We start from the raw sequence: 17603 nt of genomic DNA, 5'->3' as shown, positions 1-17603 counted from the left end.
CAGAAACTTTTGTCTCAGCTTCTTTGCCGTTTGTTTCATGTGTAAAAATCAGAACCTAAGCTAAAAAATCTAATAAAACCTGAGTGAAATCACTCGTTGAAAGCGCAGGGACACCTTCTATCTGACTAGCAAAATCATCTGTCATCTTTTGAAGTGCTAACGCTTTTTCAATTGCTTTTATAATAACTTGCGCAGCTTCGGACCATCCAATGTAATCAAACATCATGCAGGCAGACAATAAAAGTGAACAAGGATTTGCTTTATTTTGATCTGCGATATCAGGAGCCGTTCCATGCGTTGCTTCAAAAATAGCATGACCTGTTTCATAATTGATATTAGCTCCAGGAGCAATACCAATGCCGCCGACTTGAGCAGCCAGAGCATCACTAACATAATCCCCATTCAAATTTGTCAAAGCTACTACTTGAAATTTTTCAGGATTTAATAGAATTTGTTGTAAAAAATTATCTGCAATCACATCTGTCACAATCAATTTTCCAGCTACTAATTCCTTTGCAAACTCCTTCTCTGCAAGCTCATAGCCCCATTTTCTGAAACCACCTTCTGTAAATTTTTGGATATTCCCTTTATGAACCAGAGTTACGTTTTTTACATTGGCAGATAGAGCATAATGAATCGCTGCACGAATCAACCGTTCACTTCCTTGGCGTGAAATTGGTTTAATGCCAATAGCACTCGTCTTCGGAAAACGAATTTTATCAATTCCCATTTCCTTTTGTAAAAATTGTATCACTTGTTGAGCCTCATCAGACTCACCTTCCCATTCAATTCCTGCATAAATATCTTCGGTATTTTCACGAAAAATTGTCATATTCGTCTTTTCAGGATGTCGTAGTGGGCTAGGAACGCCCGCAAAATACCGTACGGGACGTACACAAGCGTAGAGATCTAGTTCTTGACGAAAGGCAACATTTAAAGAACGAATGCCACCACCAACAGGAGTTGTAATAGGACCTTTAATCGCAACCAAATGATGCTGAATTGTCGTTAAAGTCTCTTCTGGCAACCATTCTCCTGTCAAACGAAAGGCTTTTTCTCCCGCCAATATCTCTTTCCAAAAAATCTTTCTACTGCTTCCATAAACTATCTCCACCGCTTTATCCAAGACAAGCTGTGCATCTTTCCAAATGTCGTGCCCAATTCCATCACCTTCGATATAAGGGATAATGGGATTATCTGGAACTAGCAACTGCTTATTCACAAGACGAATTCTTTCTGCCATTTTATCTCCTCCCAATAGGAATATAATGTAAATTTTGAGCGCCAACATAATGAGAGCGAGGTCTAATCAACTTATTATTTTTGCGCTGTTCTTGAATGTGGGCAATCCAGCCAGACACCCGACTCATTGCAAAAATCAATGTATAGATACTACTGTCAATACCTAAAACATGATAAACCGTTGCTGAGTAAAAATCTACATTCGGTATTAAATGCTTGGTGTGCTTCATATAACGTTCGATTTCTTCTGAAATCTGGTACCAAATTTCTTTTTCTGTTCCCTTTGTCAATTCCTCTGCCATTTCTCGCAAATATTTTTCACGAGGATCCTGTGTTTTATAAACACGATGACCAAAGCCCATGATTTTTTCATGTGAGGCTAATTTTCGATCCAAATATGCATTCGTATCTCCCTCTGCTTTAATTTCCTTTAACATGTCAAAGACGCATTCGTTGGCACCTCCATGAAGTGACCCTTTTAAAGCGCCGATTGCCGCCGTCACACAAGAATAAATATCGGTTAAAGTGGAAGCACAGACCCGCGCTGCAAAAGTTGAAGCATTTAACTCGTGATCTGCATGAAGAACCAAAGCACGATTGAAAGCTTGAATTTCTAATTCTGTTGGTTCCTGCCCATTTAACATATATAAAAAGTTCGCCGCAAATCCTAAATCTTTTCTCGGTTCAATCGGAGTTTGTCCCAATCTCAACCTTGTAAATGTTGCAATAATCGTTGGAATCTTAGCCATCAATTGAATACTTTGTTCATAAGTTGCTTCTAGAGACGTCTCTTCGGCATGGATATTATAGACTCCTAAAAGACTAACTGTAGAACGCAATACACTCATTGGATGCAGATGCTTGCGCGACTGGATGAGAATACATTGTTCCACCGCATCACTAAGGGCATAGTTGGCACGTAAATCGTTCACAAAATGTTTCAATTCAATCTGAGTTGGCAAATGTAAATTCCAAAGTAGGTAAATGACTTCTTCAAAACTTGCATTATTCTCCATCAATTCTGAAATATTATAGACTGCATAAGAAAGAGTATCATCTATAATCTGACTGATACGAGTCTCACAGGCAATCGTATCTTTTAAACCATTGCTTTGTGTCATTGTTTTACCTCTTGCAATTTCTTTCTAACCACCATTGGTAAAATTCCCCCATTTTCATAATAACGAATATCCGCATCTGCATCAAAACGAAGACGTGCTTTAAATCGTGTGATTCGATCGCCTTCTTTTGCAATAACCGTTATGACTTGCCCTACCTGTGGCTCTTTCGGCAATTGAATATCAAATATTTCTTTTCCAGTTAATCCAATATTTTGAGCATTTTCGCCGTCCAAATATTGAAGAGGAAGAATGCCCATCATGACTAAATTGGAACGATGAATTCTTTCAAAACTTTCAGCTAAAACCACTTTAACACCTAAAAGATTTGCTCCTTTAGCTGCCCAATCACGACTAGAACCCATACCATAATCTCGACCTGCCAAAATAATCGTATCCACTTTTTCTTTCTTATAACACATAGCAGCTTCATAAATCGGCATCAGTTCACCCTTATACTTTGTATAACCACCAAGTTTTCCAGCTGCTAGTTCATTTTTTATCCGAATATTGGCAAAGGTGCCTCTCATCATCACTTCATGATTCCCGCGACGACTACCATAAGAATTAAAGTCTTGATAGCTTACACCATGTTCCTCTAGATATGATGCTGCTGGACTATTTCTAGCAATATTTCCTGCTGGAGAAATATGATCTGTCGTAATCGTATCTCCAAATTTTGCTAAAACAGCTAGATTTTTCAACGTTTGAATGTTTGTATCATCTTCCAAGCCATCAAAGTAAGGAGGATTTTGTATATAAGTAGAGGCTTGATTCCAATGATAGATTTTCGATTTTGTTGTTGAAATTTGATTCCATTTTTCACTATCAGTAAAAACATGCTCATACTCTTTTTTAAACAAACTACTGGTAACGTATTTTTGTACATAGTCTGCTACCAAATCATGATTTGGCATAAGATCCATGAAGTAAACAGGTAGTCCATTCCTATCATATCCAAGCGGTGCACTTGTTAAATCAATATTTGCATTCCCAGCTAAAGCATAAGCGACCACCAGTGGCGGACTAGCTAAAAAATTTGCTTTAACCAAAGGATTGATTCGTCCTTCAAAATTCCGATTACCTGATAGGACAGCGCTAGCAAGTAAATCCGTATCCGTAATTGCTTTTGCCACTTCTGGTAACAAATTTCCAGAATTGCCAATGCAAGTGGTGCAGCCATATCCAACAACATTAAAACCTAATTTGTCCAGATAGACTTGGAGACCACTCTCCTTCAAATAGGCCGTAACAACCTTACTGCCTGGTGCAAGTGACGTTTTGACTGTTTTTGAAACACGTAATCCTTTTTCCACAGCACGTTTAGCTACTAAGCCTGCCGCCATTAAGACATATGGGTTGGAGGTATTAGTACAACTAGTAATTGCTGCAATAGCGACATGACCCGTTTTAATCTCTTCTTCATAATCATCAAACAATACCGTCGCTGTTTTCCTCAATTCCTCTCTTGGCAAACCAAAACCTCGAACACCCACTTCTCGGATAAGACTCGCTTGAAATTCTTACTTAGCCTTTGTCAATTCAATTAAATCCTGTGGCCGTTTGGGACCAGAAATACTCGGAACAATGGTGGACAAATCAATCTCAACAATTTTTGAATAAATTGGCTCCACTTTTTCATCATAAAATAAATGATTCTTTTGGACATAGAGCCTCGTTAACGCAATATGTTATTCTTTCCGATTTGTTAGTCGCATATAATGAAGGGTCTCTTCATCAATAGGAAAGTAACCGCAGATTGCTCCATATTCTGGCGCCATATTTGCAACTGTTGCGCGGTCTGCCAAACCAAGTGTTGCTAGTCCTTCCCCAAAGTATTCTACAAATTTTCCAACTACATTTTCTTGTCGTAATCGTTGTGTTACTTTTAAAGCTAAGTCAGTTGCCGTTGTAATCTTAGGCAATTCCCCAACTAAGCGTACACCAATCACTTCTGGAACTGGAAAATAAGAAGCTTCTCCCAACATAGCAGCCTCTGCTTCAATTCCTCCAACTCCCCAGCCAAGAACCCCTATTCCATTGATCATTGTTGTATGACTGTCTGTTCCAAACATTGAATCTGGATAAAGCATGCCGTCTTTTTCAATAACAACATCACTAAGGAATTCAATATTAACTTGGTGAATAATCCCAGTTGCAGGTGGAACTGCACGATAATTATCAAAAGATTGCTCAGCCCATTTCAAAAATTCATACCGCTCATTATTACGTGAAAATTATTTTGTTATATTTTCTTCCAAAGCAGTCTCACAGCCATAACAATCAACTTGCACACTATGGTCAATGACTAAATCCACAGGAATTTCAGGATTGATAAGTTCTGGATCTCCCCCATTTGTTACAACTGCATCGCGCATACTTGCCAAGTCAACAACAACTGGTACTCCCGTAAAATCCTGTAAAATAACACGACTTGGTTTAAAGGGCACTTCACCTCTCGGTTTAACAGCTTGATAGTGCATTAGATTCTCTATGTGATGTTTTCTCACGACATCGCCATCTTCTTTTCGCAAAAGACTTTCTAATAATATGCGAATAGAATAAGGAAGATTGTCTAAGTCTCCACCCATATCTAATGCAACTTTTTCGAGATCAATATAGCTATATTCTCGCTTATCTTGATATAATATAGATTTATATGTTAGCATGAGAAACCTCCCACTAGGAATAATTATTTTATATTTTACAAAAATTCATGCAATAGTTTTTATAAAAATATGTAAGAAAATATAACATTACTGGTTTTCGTTTACTATTTCAAATATGTATTCGCCAAAAAATCCAAAGCATAAAAAAGCGATGAATTTCATCAATCCAATGCTTTTGATTTTGCAAAAGAAAAACTCCATCCGAAGATAGAGTTTTAGATTCTAAATTAAAGTGAGTTAACATCAACCTTAATACCCACACCTTGAGTAGTGGTGATAGTAAGATTTGTTATGTAAGTTCCTTTTACTGTAGCTGGTTTAGCTTTTGCAATCACATCGTGGAATGCTTTGAAGTTTTCAAGCAACTTATCAGCGTCAAATGAAACTTTACCAATGATAGCTTGTACGTTACCTGCACGATCTGCACGGTAAGTAATTTTACCACCTTTAGACTCTTCAACTGCTTTTGCAACATCCATTGTTACAGTACCAGTTTTAGGGTTTGGCATCAAGTTACGTGGTCCAAGGATACGTCCAAGACGTCCGACAAGTGCCATCATATCAGGTGTAGCAATTACGACATCAAAGTCAAGCCAGCCACCGTTGATTTTTGCAACGAGGTCATCTTCACCAACGAAGTCTGCACCAGCAGCTTTTGCTTCTTCTGCTTTTGCACCACGTGCAAAAACAAGCACACGTTGAGTTTTACCAGTTCCGTTTGGAAGAACCATTGCACCACGGATTTGTTGATCCGCTTTTTTCACATCAATGTTCAAGTTATAAGCAACTTCTACAGTTGCGTCAAATTTTGCAAAGTTTGTTTCTTTTGCAAGTGCTACAGCTTCTTCTACACTGTATGCTTTTGTGCTGTCGATTTTTTCAAGAGCAGCACGAAGTTGTTTGCTTTTTTTAGCCATTTTCTATTCTCCTTGTAAGTGGTTCAATCGATTTTCATCTCCCACGTCCTTCTCGAAATGATGAAGTCTTGCGGGTTTGGGTGTTATTGATTAGTCAACAACAGTGAATCCCATAGAACGAGCAGTACCTTCGATCATACGCATTGCAGACTCAAGGTTTGCAGCGTTCAAATCTGGCATCTTAGTTTCAGCAATTTCTTGTACTTGTGCACGAGTAACTGTTGCAACTTTTGTTTTGTTTGGTGTACCTGATCCTTTTTCAACACCTGCAGCTTTTTTCAAAAGAACAGCAGCTGGCGGTGTCTTTGTTACGAAAGTAAATGATTTGTCTTCATATACTGAGATAACAACTGGGATAATCATACCAGCTTGATCAGCTGTACGAGCGTTGAACTCTTTTGTGAATCCCATGATGTTGATACCGGCTTGACCAAGCGCAGGACCAACTGGTGGAGCTGGAGTAGCTTTACCAGCAGGAATTTGCAATTTTACAAGTTTTTCGACTTTTTTAGCCATCTTTAAATCCTCCTTTGTGGTTTTGGCGGTAATGTAAGATTTTTACCTCCCACAAGTATGCTTCTTGCATACCTTTCTATTATACACTAAAACGACTAAATTGCAAGAAAAAATACTAAAAAAATTCTCTATTTTTCTCGATTTTTGTGGTAAAATATGTGTATGACATTATTAAAAATCGCATCTATTTTATTTATCTTTTTAACTATTATTTTAACCATTATTATTACTAAATTATTTCGCTTGAAACGATTTGGCTGGAATTTTGCAGATTTGGCTTTTCCACTTTTTGTGTTGGAATTCTATGTCATCTCTGATAGAGCTTTCTACCACAGTTTCTTGCCAGAATTAGCATTAGCCCTTTCTGCCTTAGCAATTGCCATTACTGTCTACTTTCTTCGAATTAAACGCAGTTTTTACTATCCTAAGTTCTTTAAATTTTTCTGGCGAGCTGGTTTTATTTTGACCTTCTTTCTCTACCTCGCCATGGTGATTGGCTTATTTTTAACAAAATAATAAAAAATATCGGACAGACTCATCTGCTTCCGATATTTTTATATTTAATATTTTGTTGAGAACTTATCAAATAGAGCAAATAACTTATTTGTTATGAATTGGAACAGTCTCATGAGTGATTCTAACATTAAGGAGAGAATGACTGTGAGGATAATGGTAATCGGTGAGATTTTGGATAACAAAAAAATAGAGTGAAATAACAAGCCCGAAATCACTAAGCCGATGAGGTTAAAGAGTACGACAATAGTTTTCATTCGATTGAGCGGCTGAATAAGCTTGATGATGATAATGAAACCAACCACTGCTAATAAGATAACAGATGATGTCGCAACTTCTTGCGTAGATAATCGAAAAATCCGACCACAAGCCATGACAATCAAAACGGCCAATAAATCAACAAAAGCTGCTGGTATCGCATTCTGTAAAACCGTTCTTATGAAACGCCCTCGAATGCGCTGCTTGTTGGGCTCCAAAGCTAACATAAATCCAGGTATACCAATAGTGAACGCACTAATCAAGGAAACTTGTGATGCTTGCAAAGGATAGGTAAAAGCAAACAAACTGGACAAAATAGCTAGTGAAATGGAAAAGATATTTTTTACAAGAAATAAACTAGCGGAACGCTGAATGTTATTGACAACCCTACGTCCTTCTGCCACAATATGCGGCATATGCGAAAAGTCAGAATCCAGCAAAACAACTTGTGCAATCTGTTTGGTAGCACCGTTGCCTGACTCCATAGCAATGCTGCAATCTGCAGTCTTCATTGCTAAAATATCATTTACACCGTCACCTGTCATTGCAACTTTATGTTGATTAGCTTGAAGTGCTTGAACTAATTTTTGTTTCTGTTGAGGGGTCACTCGACCAAAGACCGTATATTTTTCAACTGCTTGAGTGATTTTTTCATCAGTATCCAAGTTTTGCGCATCTACATAATTTTCAGCATGAGGAATCTCTGCTTTGGTAGCCACTGCAGCAACTGTGACAGGATTATCTCCTGAAATAACTTTGACTTCCACACCTTGAACATCAAAATATGAAAAGGTCTCGGCTGCATTTTCTCGAATTGGATTTTCTAATAAGATGAAGAGTAGGGGTTCTACTGTTTGAGTCAAATCACCTGTAAATGGCTGATCTTTTGATTCAGCAAAAACAAGAACACGTGAGCCGCTTTCTGCATATTGTTGAAAATAGCTGCGATATTCTTCCAACTTTTCTTTTAATACAAACTCTGGAGCACCTAAAATAAAATTGCCTTCTTTGAAAGAAATAGCACCAAACTTGGTCTTTGAACTAAACGGAAAGGTTTTCACTACGGTCCAAGCCTTTTCTACTACTTCTGAAACAAAAAAGTCTCGAATCGCTGCAATCGTTTCATTTTCATCTGGACTTGCTACCAGATATTGTTTAAGAGCTTCCTGCGAAGCATTCTTGTCTTGCTGAACAGAGAGTACTTGTGCAACTTTCATCGTATTTTCCGTAATGGTTCCTGTCTTATCTACACACAAAACATCTACACGAGAAAGAGACTCAATCCCCTTCATACTGTTTAATAAAACCTGCTGTCTTGCTAGACTAGCTGATCCCAAAGCCAGCGCTAGAGTCATCAAAAGATAAAACCCTTCTGGAATCATCCCAATAATAGCTCCTACCGTGGAGACAATACTAACTTGAAAACTTTCGTGATTGGTCACATAACTTTGGAAAAATAGAAGAAGCCCTAAAGGAATAATCAAAAATCCAATCACTTTAACCAAATTATTGACCGAACGTACCATTTCAGATTCTTCTTTTCCAGAGACTTCTTTTGCTTTCAACGTCAGTTGATTGATATAGGATTCATCACCTACTTTTTCCAAGCGAGCATAGGCTTTACCAGATACGACAAAACTGCCTGACATAACTGTATCACTTATTTGCTTTGCTATTTCATCCGCTTCTCCTGTCAACTGTGATTCATTGACTTTCAATTCACCTGATACAATCTTAGCATCTGCATAGATTTGGTCCCCTGCCGAGAAAAGAACGATATCATCTTGTACTAAATCTTTTGTCTCTAGTTGGATTTCTTTACCGTCTCGCACTGCAATCGCTGTATAGTGATGAAGTAACTGCATGTTGCTCAATATTTTGCGCGCTCTAAGCTCTTGAACAATTCCAATCAAAGAATTGATAATAAGAATAGGTAAAAAAAGTAAATTATTCCATGATTGTACAATAACTAGCAACATAGCAAGGACAAAAAATATAAAATTAAAATAAGTAAACACATTCGACTGAATGATTTGCCAAGTTGTTTTTTCCGTGCTAACTATTACTTTATTGACTAAGCCTTTTTGAATTCGTTCTTCAACCTTTTATTGGCTAAGCCCTGTGTATATCTGTTCTGACATATAGCCTCCATTCACAAATCATATTAGTATTCTATCAAAAAAGTTATCCTTAGGTCATAGAAAAGTCATAAAACTGGAAAACATGAGATTTTTCATACCTTTTCTACAAAACTTTAAAATAGAACAGCTACAAAAAAATCCCAACAGAAATTTGTTGGGAAAGGATGTTACATTTTTTAAACCACACCTATTTAGTTTTAGTTATTCAATAAAACTTTTCTTGGCTTGGTGCCTTCTGCTGGACCGATGACACCCGCAGCTTCTAGCTCTTCCATGAGCCGAGTCGCACGATTAAACCCAACAGACAATCGACGTTGGAGCATTGAAGCACTCGCTTTTTGCGTCTCGATGACTAAAGCCTTGGCTTCTTCAAAGAGTGGATCTCCTTGTTCACTCTCACTACCTGAATCCATGTCATTCTCAGATACTTCGCCTGGGTCAAAATTATCATCATAATCTGCTTCGGCTTGATTCTTAACAAAAGTGACAATGCGCTCTACATCTTCATCGGAAATAAATGAGCCTTGCAGACGGACAGGATGATTTTCATCAATCGGCTTAAAGAGCATATCCCCACGTCCCAAGAGTTTCTCGGCACCATTTTCATCTAGAATCGTTCGGCTATCAGTTCCGCTAGAGACAGCAAAAGCAATCCGCGAAGGAACATTGGCCTTGATGAGCCCAGAGATAACATCAACAGACGGTCGCTGAGTGGCCAAAATCATATGAATACCAGCTGCTCGAGCTTTTTGTCCCAAGCGAATAATGGCATCTTCCACTTCTTTGCTGGCTACCATCATAAGGTCTGCCAACTCATCCACAATGACCACAATCAAGGGAAGAGGAATTTGTTTATATTCTGGTTGACTGGCATTGTACTCGGCTACTTTGGCATTGTAACCTGCAATATTGCGAGCACCGACCTTAGAAAATAGCTCATAGCGATTTTCCATTTCATCTACCACTTTTTGCAAAGCTCGGCTCGCCTTGCGCGGATTAGTCACAACAGGGATCAGCAAGTGAGGAATATCATTATAGACAGACAATTCAACCATTTTTGGATCAACCATCATGAACTTGACTTCATCTGGTCGTGCTTTCATGAGAATACTAGCAATAATGCCGTTGACTGCAACGGATTTTCCAGAACCAGTCGATCCTGCCACCAGCAAATGAGGCATCTTTGCCAAATCAAATGTCCGAACAGAGCCATTGACAGCTTTTCCTAAAGGAATTTCAAGTAATTTCTTGTCGTCTGTCTTAGACTGCTCCCAAAGCTCACGGAAAGTAACCGTCGCAATCTCGGAATTCGGAACTTCAATTCCGACTAAAGATTTGCCCGGAATAGGTGCCTCAATTCGCACATCTTTGGCAGCCAAAGCCAGAGCTAAATCGTCAGCCAGATTGGAAATGCGATTGACCCGCACTCCGACAGCTGGCTTGACCTCGTACTTAGTCACAGACGGTCCGATTTCAGCACGTTCAACGCTAGCACGAATGCCAAAACTAGCAAATGTTTCTTCCAAAATCTTGATATTTTCGTGGACAATTTTCTTTTCTTTGGATTGATTTTTAGGCTTGTCTGGCGCAAACAAATTGATTGTTGGAAGTTTGTAATCTAAACTTTCTTTGGGTGTGAAATTAACCTCAACATCTTCATCTGTGTTATCTTGCTGCTCTTCTTTGTGTTGTTTCTCAGACAAACTCTCATCATAATCATAAATTTCTGGCTCTGCTTCTTCAAACTGAATCGGCGTATGAGCTAAGACCTCATCATCTAAAATTTCTCCCGTTTCAGAATCAATTTGTGGCTCGTCTTGCTCTACCTGAATAGCATTCATCGCTGCTTGCGCAGCTTTTTCTTCTTTTTCGATAAAACGTTGCTGACGCTTTGCTTCTCGCTTCTCACTCCAAGTATGATAGGTTTCACTTAATTTTTCAAAAATATCATAAATCGAATATGGACTGATGAGTAGCGCCCCTAGCAATATTAAGAGGAGTCCGATAAAGTAGGTGCCAATATTTGAAAATAAAAAGGCTATAGGAGTATAGAGTGTCGCTCCTAATAAACCGCCACCAGCAAAAGCACTGACTTTAACAGCTGTCAAATCCGTTAAAATCCGTGACAAGGTTGTACTTAGAACCTGTCCTTTTAAATTTAAAACATTTACAAAATAAGCTTGAAACATAAGCAGCAAGCCAATAAAAATACTGAAAAAGCCTGATTTATACCCTTCATGCTTATTGACCCACTTAAAAAAGAAAAGATAAATGAGACTGGCTATAATAGCCATATAGGCTAAACTTCCTACTAACAATCGAATAAGGTTATATAGAGTGATTCCAACGGCACCCCATTTTAATGCTGCAAAAAGAAGCAAAAAAGCGATACCGAAAGTTGCAAGCATCCTCCGAATGGCTTTTTGCCGCTCCATTTCTGCTTTTGTAGGTCGTCTCGTTGTCCGACCTTTTTTACTATTTTTCTTACTTGCCATAAATTTTATTATACCACAAATTGAACACTAATCCAATGCAAGAAAAAAGCAGAAGCTCCATGCTTCCACTTTTGAAACAACATTGCTTACTTCCATATCACATCATCATTCCCATCATCTTCTGGCAAGACAAACCACAAAATCAAATAAGGGATTAGACCGATTCCATATACAAAAAATGCTACTCCCCAGATCAGTCGTACAATGGTAGGATCAATGTCAAAATAATTTGCTATACCTGCACAGACACCCGCAATTTTCTTATTTCGCACATCTCTTGTCAATCGTTTAGCCATTCTCTGTCCCTCCTTTATAAATCTATTATAACATAAATTTTTTACCATTAAATAAATATCATAAAGAATTTCCATGAACCAATTGTCAAACGTTCATCGTCAGCAAGATTAAAAAAGTTGCTGTTGCAGTTGACCTAAAATAAAGCGAGAAATTGGTCCAACAATCAGAAAATTCAAGGGAAACGCTACAATAAAATTGGTCAACCAAGCTCCAAGGTAATTGGTTACTGAAAGCGGCACGCCGTTAAAAAGCAGATCATAAAGAGACATCAATGAAACCATAATCAGAACCATACCACCTGAAACAACGAGGATCTTCTACCAAGGTTTATGGCGTTCTGTTAAAAAATTAAAAACAAGTCCCTTCACAACTGGTCCTGCCACAAGAAGGTCTAAGAGAAAAGTCTTTTATTTTGTCTAATAGGCTCATTGTTGCCCTCCTTATGTGTTACCCACGCGCAAACCTAGTATTTTAGCATTATCTAATACAAAATATTCGCGGTGTCGCATGTGTGGTCATCTTCTTTGATCACATTAGGATTGTCTGATTTGATAGTTTTCTCATCCCATCTGTACATCTTATGCTCCTCAACAAATATCTTGTTATTCTCTGTATTCAAATAATAAAAGCGACCTTGTGCCAACAATGACTGAAAACTATCAATCATTGTTACCTTTTTGAGTTTAGCTACTGGATGCCATCTGATAGCAAAGTCAAGATACATTTGATTACGCAAAGCACCCTCTGCGCTGTCGATTGTGTATTGCAATACTGGTACTTTATACTTATCCACAATCCGATTGATAAAACTGTTAATATCTTGCGATAGCTGGCTGGGCGCTTTCTTGACAATTTGACCAGCTGGTGAATAGTACCACGTATCAAGTAAGATTACCTTACCTTTAGCTGTGATACCAAAAGCACATACAGCCGTTGCTGACTGTTGATGTCCTCCGTCAAGCGCAAATGAGATACCTATCAGCTTATCATCACTCGGCAAAGTCTCAATAGCGTGAAACGTGCTCATGTTATACACGTTGTTACCTAGTCCGACTGCCTCGCCTAAATACAAGTATCTGTAATAGTCGTAATCATTTTCTTTGATACGTTCTATATCTTCTAGCATCTGATCAGTTACAAAGCCTAATTCATCATCAAGATAAGTGCTAGAGTGCGCTAGATAATTGTCATTAGTCTTGACATCCTCAAACCATTCATTTATCCAACTATATGGATTTCGTGGTGGGTTGTAAGACCAAAAGAATTGTACAAATTTAGCGCGTGGATGCTTCTGCCGCATGAATGTTACGTTAGATTGGTCAAAATCTTCTCGGCTTGCAAACTCTGCCGCTTCTTCATACCAAACAGCTATCAGATTACCAATATCATTAGATTTGAGCTTTTGAAAGTCATCTTGACCGTAAAAGTAAAATGTTGAACCTGTTTTCTTGTGGATGATTTGAAACGGGCTGACTGTCTTTTTAAACTTATCACCAACTCCAAATAGATTTAAAGCCCACCAGATTTTATTAAACACGCTATCTCTAATAGTGTTAGCAACCTTACGAATAACCACTACATTTGCTGTCTCTCCAGTTTTTATATATCGCAACATCATATAGACTAGTTTCAACGCGATTACAGACGATTTGAAAGAGTTACGCCCGCCCTTTAATACGTTATAAGGCAATCCGGAAATCCACACAGGCTTAAAATGAGGATTGACATTTTTCTGTATATTAAAGGTCATCTGTCGCCCCCTCTACTTCACCAGCCCACTCATCTATGATGTTAATAGGCGCATCAGTTATCTTATTATTCTCTGTGCGCTCCTTATTATCCAATTTGAGCAATTTAATGCGCTCTCTTTGTTCTTGAATGTCGTACTTATCTTTTGTATTGGTTAGCTTGATGATGTTTTCTGTGGCTTTTTGATTGCCCTTTACAGCTTGCTGAAATGTGGCAAAGGCTAACAAAGCCTCATTACTGCCATCCATTCCCATATCTTCAAGTTGCTTCTTGATATTTTTATCCGTTACGTCCAATGAGAGCAACGTTTCAAATGCTTTTTTGAGGTCAGCTTTTTTACGTCTGGCTTTGCCGCTGTTTATGCCACCTTTAGATGCAATCTTCTTTACTTCATCTTTGCTTCGTTCGCTCATTGGCTTTAAGTTATTAGTTCCATCTCTAGGCAATTCTGACCTCCTTTCAAACAAAAAAATCACAAGTATTTATTACTTATGATTTCATTTTATTTTATTAAAAAGGGGATGTTTTACGCTATTTTTAGGAGCTTTTCAATATTATCGAGTAACTCTCTGTATTTCTCATTGTCATTTTCGTTATTGATTAGATATTCATTTGCGACAATGTTTAGAGATTGATAAAGACCACCCATAATACCAGATTGTTCCTCTGTCATTTTATCTAATTTTGAGTATTTATCATAATACATCTTGCAATTCTCGTAGATGCGTTCATTCAATTTATCATACAAATCAATCATTTTCTATTTCTCCTATCTATTATTTTATTTATATTTCCTTTGAAAGCTCTTATCTCAGCTTCCCAATGGTTAATGTATTCAGTGTCCCGCCCTGTTTTCTTAGCTAACCTTATTTTATCATAATGCTTGTTAATTTGCTTTTGATAACTTGCTATAGCTTTACGTTTGTTTTTAGGTATGCCTGACAAATTTATTTTTGCTCCTCTGCCTCCCATGTTTTAACCTCTTTTTCGTTTATCAATACTTGTGCCAATCCCATTCATTAGAATTAACTACTCTTGATAGTTTCGGATTATATCCTTTAGAGTATTCACCAATAATTTTTCCAATATCATTTTTGGATTTTTTATCTAGGTTCTTATACCCTTTTTGGTTCGCCCATTTTGCTATTGCGTACTCTTCGTTATGAGCTAATATACCGTGAGTCAAGCTGCCATTTTTCTGGAACATTGTAGCAAATGACTTAGCTCCTCTAGGAGTGTTTTCTTTTCTATAAGCAAAATCACTAAATTTACTAATTTCTTTTGCTCTATTAAAGGATGGTTTTGAGTTATTTTTAGGGGCATCCCTTTTCTGCTCTATTTTAAAATATCCTGCTTTTATCAGTCTTCTCCGCTCAGCTCTGGTTATAGAAGGTTTAGATTTATAAAAATTAAAATAATGTGCAATAACTGAACCACACAAAAAGCTGATGTGAAAGGAAAATATTATGGGATTGTTTGCACAACGTTGTCCTTATTGTATGTCAACTGATATTGAGTTTATGAACCAAGAAAGAAAAGGTTTCAATGGTCTTGTAGGATGTATAGGTTTTCTGATAGCTTGGCCATTGGTATTGCTTGGCCTTGTTGGAAAAAACGGAAAAAACAATTGGCACTGTAAAAACTGTGGTAGAACATTTAAAGCAAAATAAAAAGTTTTAGTGGGGTGAAATTTTGGATAGACAAGAAGACTTGGAATTGTTGTCAGCGTCATCTAGCAGATTACTTGAGTTAATCAAGCGTAACCCTCAATATCATAAATCTTTAGGAATGGGGCAAAGTTTTTCAAACTATGTCAATCAACTCGAAAGAGATATTAAACAATATAGACGACGCTATAAAAAATATCTACCCGATACAATTGTTTATGTTCACTTTGGAATGAATTTTGGGGAAGAATTTTCAAAAACACATTTCGCTATTACCCTATCTAAAAACGATCACAAAAAGAAAAGGACAATAACTGTTGTACCGCTTACCTCAAAGTCAGGAAAAGATAAACTCAAACTTGATTTCAATTTTTCAAGAGAATTATTTCATATGACACATCAAGTTGCGGTTGAAAATAGTAAAAAAGTAGACCAAACATTGCTCGATGAAATCAATTCAGCATTACCATCTAGAATTGAACCAACGACGATTCTTTTATCTTTCTTGCCTCTCATAAAAAGAACCCGCTCTCCATTCGTTCATTTAATTCTGTACTTGCTTCCACAGAAGAAGAGTTACATTTCAAAAAGCATTTAACTAGCCACATATTCAGACATTCTCACATCTCTTTGTTATCCGAGTTAAACCTGCCGCTTAAGGTAATTATGGAACGAGTAGGACACTCTGATCCAAAAACTACTCTAGCTATTTATAATCACGTCACAAAAAACGCAAGAAAAAAAGCTATAGACGCTCTAAACAAGTTATAATCTTTTGCCCCTTTTTTGCCCCTCCTTGCCTTTAATCGTGTTTCAGAAAATAGTAAAACCCTTGATATTACAAGGGTTTTAGTTATATATACCATCATGCTACACATAAGGGCTGTAAAAAATAATAATTCCTTAAAATTCTTCGGCATAAAAACTCCATTTCTTTGTTGATAAACGCTATTTTAGCACAAAAAATTTTTTCTCGTAAGCGAATTTACAAAACTTTTCATAAGAAAATATTTTCATACTCAAAACGATTGAGCTATCTTTACATCAAAAAGATAGCCCGATAGTACCTTTCAGTTAGCAGAGACAACCTCTCAAAAGATTTGAAAAAGGCTTTTACTTATAGTAAAATGTGAATAGTTCAACATTCAGAAAGGAAATCTATGAAAAAATTACTTATCTTAGGACTGGCTGCTGGTTTATTTTTGACAGGTTGTACCAATTTACAAAGAGCTATCAGAGGAAATGACTATGTAGACTCCAGTCTTGCTTCCGAATCCAGCTCAAAAGCAGCTGAAAAACAAAAAGAAGAGCAAAAAGCTGCTTTGACCGATAAAAATGCTCATTTCCCACAGTTGTCTGACAAGGTCGCTAACGATGAAGCGGAAGTGAAAATAACCACAACTGAAGGTATTATCTCCTTGAAGCTCTTTCCAAAATATGCTCCACTTGCAGTTGAAAATTTCTTAACGCACGCTAAAGAAGGTTATTATAACGGTGTAACTTTCCACCGTGTCATTAAGGATTTCATGATTCAAACAGGAGATCCTAAAGGAGACGGGACTGGTGGTGAGTCCATTTGGAAAGGCAAAAACTCTAAGATCGACTCTGGAAGTGGCTTTAAAACAGAGATTTCGTCTTATCTCTACAATATCCGTGGTGCATTAGCCATGGCTCGTTCTTCCAATCCAAATTCCAACGGTAGTCAATTTTTCATCAACCAAAACACCAAGGACAGTTCGAGTCAACTCTCTAGCACAATTTATCCTGAAAAAATTATTGAAGCCTATAAAAAAGGTGGAAATCCAAGTTTAGATGGAAATTACACTGTCTTTGGGCAAGTCATTTCTGGCATGGATGTCGTGGATAAAATCGCTACGACTGAGACAGGCGAAAACGACAAACCAAAAAAAGAAATCAAAATCGAGAAAATTGAAGTCATTAAGGACTATACACTTAAGAAATAATTACAAAACGAAGAAGCTGGGATAAAAGTCCGACCTCAAATATAAAAAGCGAACAAA

At 37.5% G+C, this 17603-nt stretch carries 17 protein-coding genes and 2 pseudogenes; 5 read left to right on the top strand and 14 right to left on the bottom strand.

What is annotated here, in order from left to right:
- Positions 1 to 55: 55 nt before the first annotated feature.
- From icd to rplK, 5 genes and pseudogenes are all read right to left on the bottom strand, one after another.
- Entirely contained in the window at positions 56 to 1258 is a 1203-nt protein-coding gene (gene icd / locus HMPREF2876_RS02195) for an NADP-dependent isocitrate dehydrogenase (RefSeq protein WP_186822501.1), read from the bottom strand.
- A complete protein-coding gene (locus tag HMPREF2876_RS02190) occupies positions 1245 to 2363 on the bottom strand; it encodes a citrate synthase (protein ID WP_024051984.1) in 1119 nt (372 codons plus the stop codon). The genes icd and HMPREF2876_RS02190 overlap by 14 nt, the downstream gene beginning before the upstream one ends.
- Positions 2360 to 5029: pseudogene (gene acnA, locus HMPREF2876_RS02185) on the bottom strand (aconitate hydratase AcnA). The gene HMPREF2876_RS02190 and the pseudogene acnA overlap by 4 nt, the downstream one beginning before the upstream one ends.
- A 227-nt stretch (positions 5030 to 5256) precedes the next feature.
- Positions 5257 to 5946 (bottom strand): 50S ribosomal protein L1, encoded by a 690-nt coding sequence (rplA, locus tag HMPREF2876_RS02180; RefSeq protein ID WP_024051988.1) that lies wholly within the window; start codon positions 5944 to 5946, stop codon positions 5257 to 5259.
- A gap of 90 nt (positions 5947 to 6036) precedes the next feature.
- Positions 6037 to 6462, bottom strand: a complete 426-nt coding sequence (rplK, locus tag HMPREF2876_RS02175) for a 50S ribosomal protein L11 (protein ID WP_003025466.1) — start codon at positions 6460 to 6462, stop codon at positions 6037 to 6039.
- A gap of 162 nt (positions 6463 to 6624) precedes the next feature.
- On the opposite strand from rplK, the gene HMPREF2876_RS02170 reads away from it, so the two are divergent.
- The gene (locus HMPREF2876_RS02170) at positions 6625 to 6978 is read left to right on the top strand and encodes a DUF3397 family protein (protein ID WP_042754001.1); all 354 of its coding nucleotides are present in this window, start codon (positions 6625 to 6627) and stop codon (positions 6976 to 6978) included.
- A gap of 44 nt (positions 6979 to 7022) precedes the next feature.
- On the opposite strand, the gene HMPREF2876_RS02165 is transcribed toward HMPREF2876_RS02170, so the two are convergent.
- The 9 genes and pseudogenes from HMPREF2876_RS02165 to HMPREF2876_RS02125 all read right to left on the bottom strand — a co-directional run bounded on the left by HMPREF2876_RS02165 (position 7023) and on the right by HMPREF2876_RS02125 (position 15356).
- Positions 7023 to 9323, bottom strand: a complete 2301-nt coding sequence (locus HMPREF2876_RS02165) for an HAD-IC family P-type ATPase (RefSeq protein WP_259294978.1) — start codon at positions 9321 to 9323, stop codon at positions 7023 to 7025.
- 248 nt (positions 9324 to 9571) lie between these two features.
- Positions 9572 to 11869 (bottom strand): DNA translocase FtsK, encoded by a 2298-nt coding sequence (locus tag HMPREF2876_RS02160; RefSeq protein WP_070584048.1) that lies wholly within the window; start codon positions 11867 to 11869, stop codon positions 9572 to 9574.
- Positions 11870 to 11955: 86 nt separating this feature from the next.
- Complete coding sequence (locus HMPREF2876_RS02155) at positions 11956 to 12165, bottom strand: PspC domain-containing protein (RefSeq protein ID WP_022525195.1); 210 nt, start codon at positions 12163 to 12165, stop codon at positions 11956 to 11958.
- Between the two features lie 108 nt (positions 12166 to 12273).
- On the bottom strand, positions 12274 to 12459 hold the full coding sequence (locus HMPREF2876_RS02150; RefSeq protein WP_042754003.1) for a DUF2798 domain-containing protein: 186 nt from the start codon (positions 12457 to 12459) through the stop codon (positions 12274 to 12276).
- A 147-nt stretch (positions 12460 to 12606) separates the two neighbouring features.
- Positions 12607 to 13916, bottom strand: a pseudogene (locus HMPREF2876_RS02145) (PBSX family phage terminase large subunit).
- The gene (locus HMPREF2876_RS02140) at positions 13906 to 14361 is read right to left on the bottom strand and encodes a stress-induced protein (protein ID WP_070584046.1); all 456 of its coding nucleotides are present in this window, start codon (positions 14359 to 14361) and stop codon (positions 13906 to 13908) included. Before HMPREF2876_RS02140 ends, HMPREF2876_RS02145 begins: the two are co-directional and overlap by 11 nt.
- Positions 14362 to 14441: 80 nt before the next feature.
- On the bottom strand, positions 14442 to 14672 hold the full coding sequence (locus tag HMPREF2876_RS02135; protein ID WP_070241577.1) for a hypothetical protein: 231 nt from the start codon (positions 14670 to 14672) through the stop codon (positions 14442 to 14444).
- Positions 14669 to 14887, bottom strand: coding sequence for a hypothetical protein (locus HMPREF2876_RS02130; RefSeq protein ID WP_049507591.1), 219 nt, complete (start codon positions 14885 to 14887; stop codon positions 14669 to 14671). Before HMPREF2876_RS02130 ends, HMPREF2876_RS02135 begins: the two co-directional genes overlap by 4 nt.
- Positions 14888 to 14909: 22 nt before the next feature.
- Complete coding sequence (locus HMPREF2876_RS02125) at positions 14910 to 15356, bottom strand: hypothetical protein (protein WP_024051994.1); 447 nt, start codon at positions 15354 to 15356, stop codon at positions 14910 to 14912.
- Between the two features lie 25 nt (positions 15357 to 15381).
- On the opposite strand from HMPREF2876_RS02125, the gene HMPREF2876_RS02120 reads away from it, so the two are divergent.
- The 4 genes from HMPREF2876_RS02120 (at position 15382) to HMPREF2876_RS02105 (ending at position 17546) form a co-directional block, all read left to right on the top strand.
- Positions 15382 to 15585, top strand: a complete 204-nt coding sequence (locus tag HMPREF2876_RS02120) for a hypothetical protein (protein WP_024051995.1) — start codon at positions 15382 to 15384, stop codon at positions 15583 to 15585.
- A gap of 22 nt (positions 15586 to 15607) precedes the next feature.
- Positions 15608 to 16180: a type II toxin-antitoxin system PemK/MazF family toxin gene (locus tag HMPREF2876_RS02115; protein ID WP_142917728.1), complete on the top strand. Its 573-nt coding sequence runs from the start codon at positions 15608 to 15610 to the stop codon at positions 16178 to 16180.
- On the top strand, positions 16081 to 16353 hold the full coding sequence (locus HMPREF2876_RS10085) for a tyrosine-type recombinase/integrase (RefSeq protein WP_081333900.1): 273 nt from the start codon (positions 16081 to 16083) through the stop codon (positions 16351 to 16353). The genes HMPREF2876_RS02115 and HMPREF2876_RS10085 overlap by 100 nt, the downstream gene beginning before the upstream one ends.
- 389 nt (positions 16354 to 16742) lie before the next feature.
- A complete protein-coding gene (locus tag HMPREF2876_RS02105) occupies positions 16743 to 17546 on the top strand; it encodes a peptidylprolyl isomerase (RefSeq protein ID WP_024051998.1) in 804 nt (267 codons plus the stop codon).
- The last annotated feature ends 57 nt before the right edge of the window (positions 17547 to 17603 follow it).

It is taken from the genome of Streptococcus sp. HMSC073A12 (genome assembly GCF_001812815.1).
Taxonomy (GTDB): domain Bacteria; phylum Bacillota; class Bacilli; order Lactobacillales; family Streptococcaceae; genus Streptococcus; species Streptococcus vaginalis.
This window is presented reverse-complemented; position numbering and strand designations above follow the sequence as displayed.

Bases quoted from the DNA above. Each gene is read 5' to 3' on its own strand.
- HMPREF2876_RS02190 (WP_024051984.1), bottom strand. From the start codon at position 2,363: ATGACACAAAGCAATGGTTTAAAAGATACGATTGCCTGTGAGACTCGT.
- rplA (WP_024051988.1), bottom strand. From the start codon at position 5,946: ATGGCTAAAAAAAGCAAACAACTTCGTGCTGCTCTTGAAAAAATCGAC.
- rplK (WP_003025466.1), bottom strand. From the start codon at position 6,462: ATGGCTAAAAAAGTCGAAAAACTTGTAAAATTGCAAATTCCTGCTGGT.
- HMPREF2876_RS02170 (WP_042754001.1), top strand. From the start codon at position 6,625: ATGACATTATTAAAAATCGCATCTATTTTATTTATCTTTTTAACTATT.
- HMPREF2876_RS02160 (WP_070584048.1), bottom strand. From the start codon at position 11,869: ATGGCAAGTAAGAAAAATAGTAAAAAAGGTCGGACAACGAGACGACCT.
- HMPREF2876_RS02155 (WP_022525195.1), bottom strand. From the start codon at position 12,165: ATGGCTAAACGATTGACAAGAGATGTGCGAAATAAGAAAATTGCGGGT.
- HMPREF2876_RS02150 (WP_042754003.1), bottom strand. From the start codon at position 12,459: ATGGTTCTGATTATGGTTTCATTGATGTCTCTTTATGATCTGCTTTTT.
- HMPREF2876_RS02135 (WP_070241577.1), bottom strand. From the start codon at position 14,672: ATGATTGATTTGTATGATAAATTGAATGAACGCATCTACGAGAATTGC.
- HMPREF2876_RS02130 (WP_049507591.1), bottom strand. From the start codon at position 14,887: ATGGGAGGCAGAGGAGCAAAAATAAATTTGTCAGGCATACCTAAAAAC.
- HMPREF2876_RS02120 (WP_024051995.1), top strand. From the start codon at position 15,382: ATGGGATTGTTTGCACAACGTTGTCCTTATTGTATGTCAACTGATATT.
- HMPREF2876_RS02105 (WP_024051998.1), top strand. From the start codon at position 16,743: ATGAAAAAATTACTTATCTTAGGACTGGCTGCTGGTTTATTTTTGACA.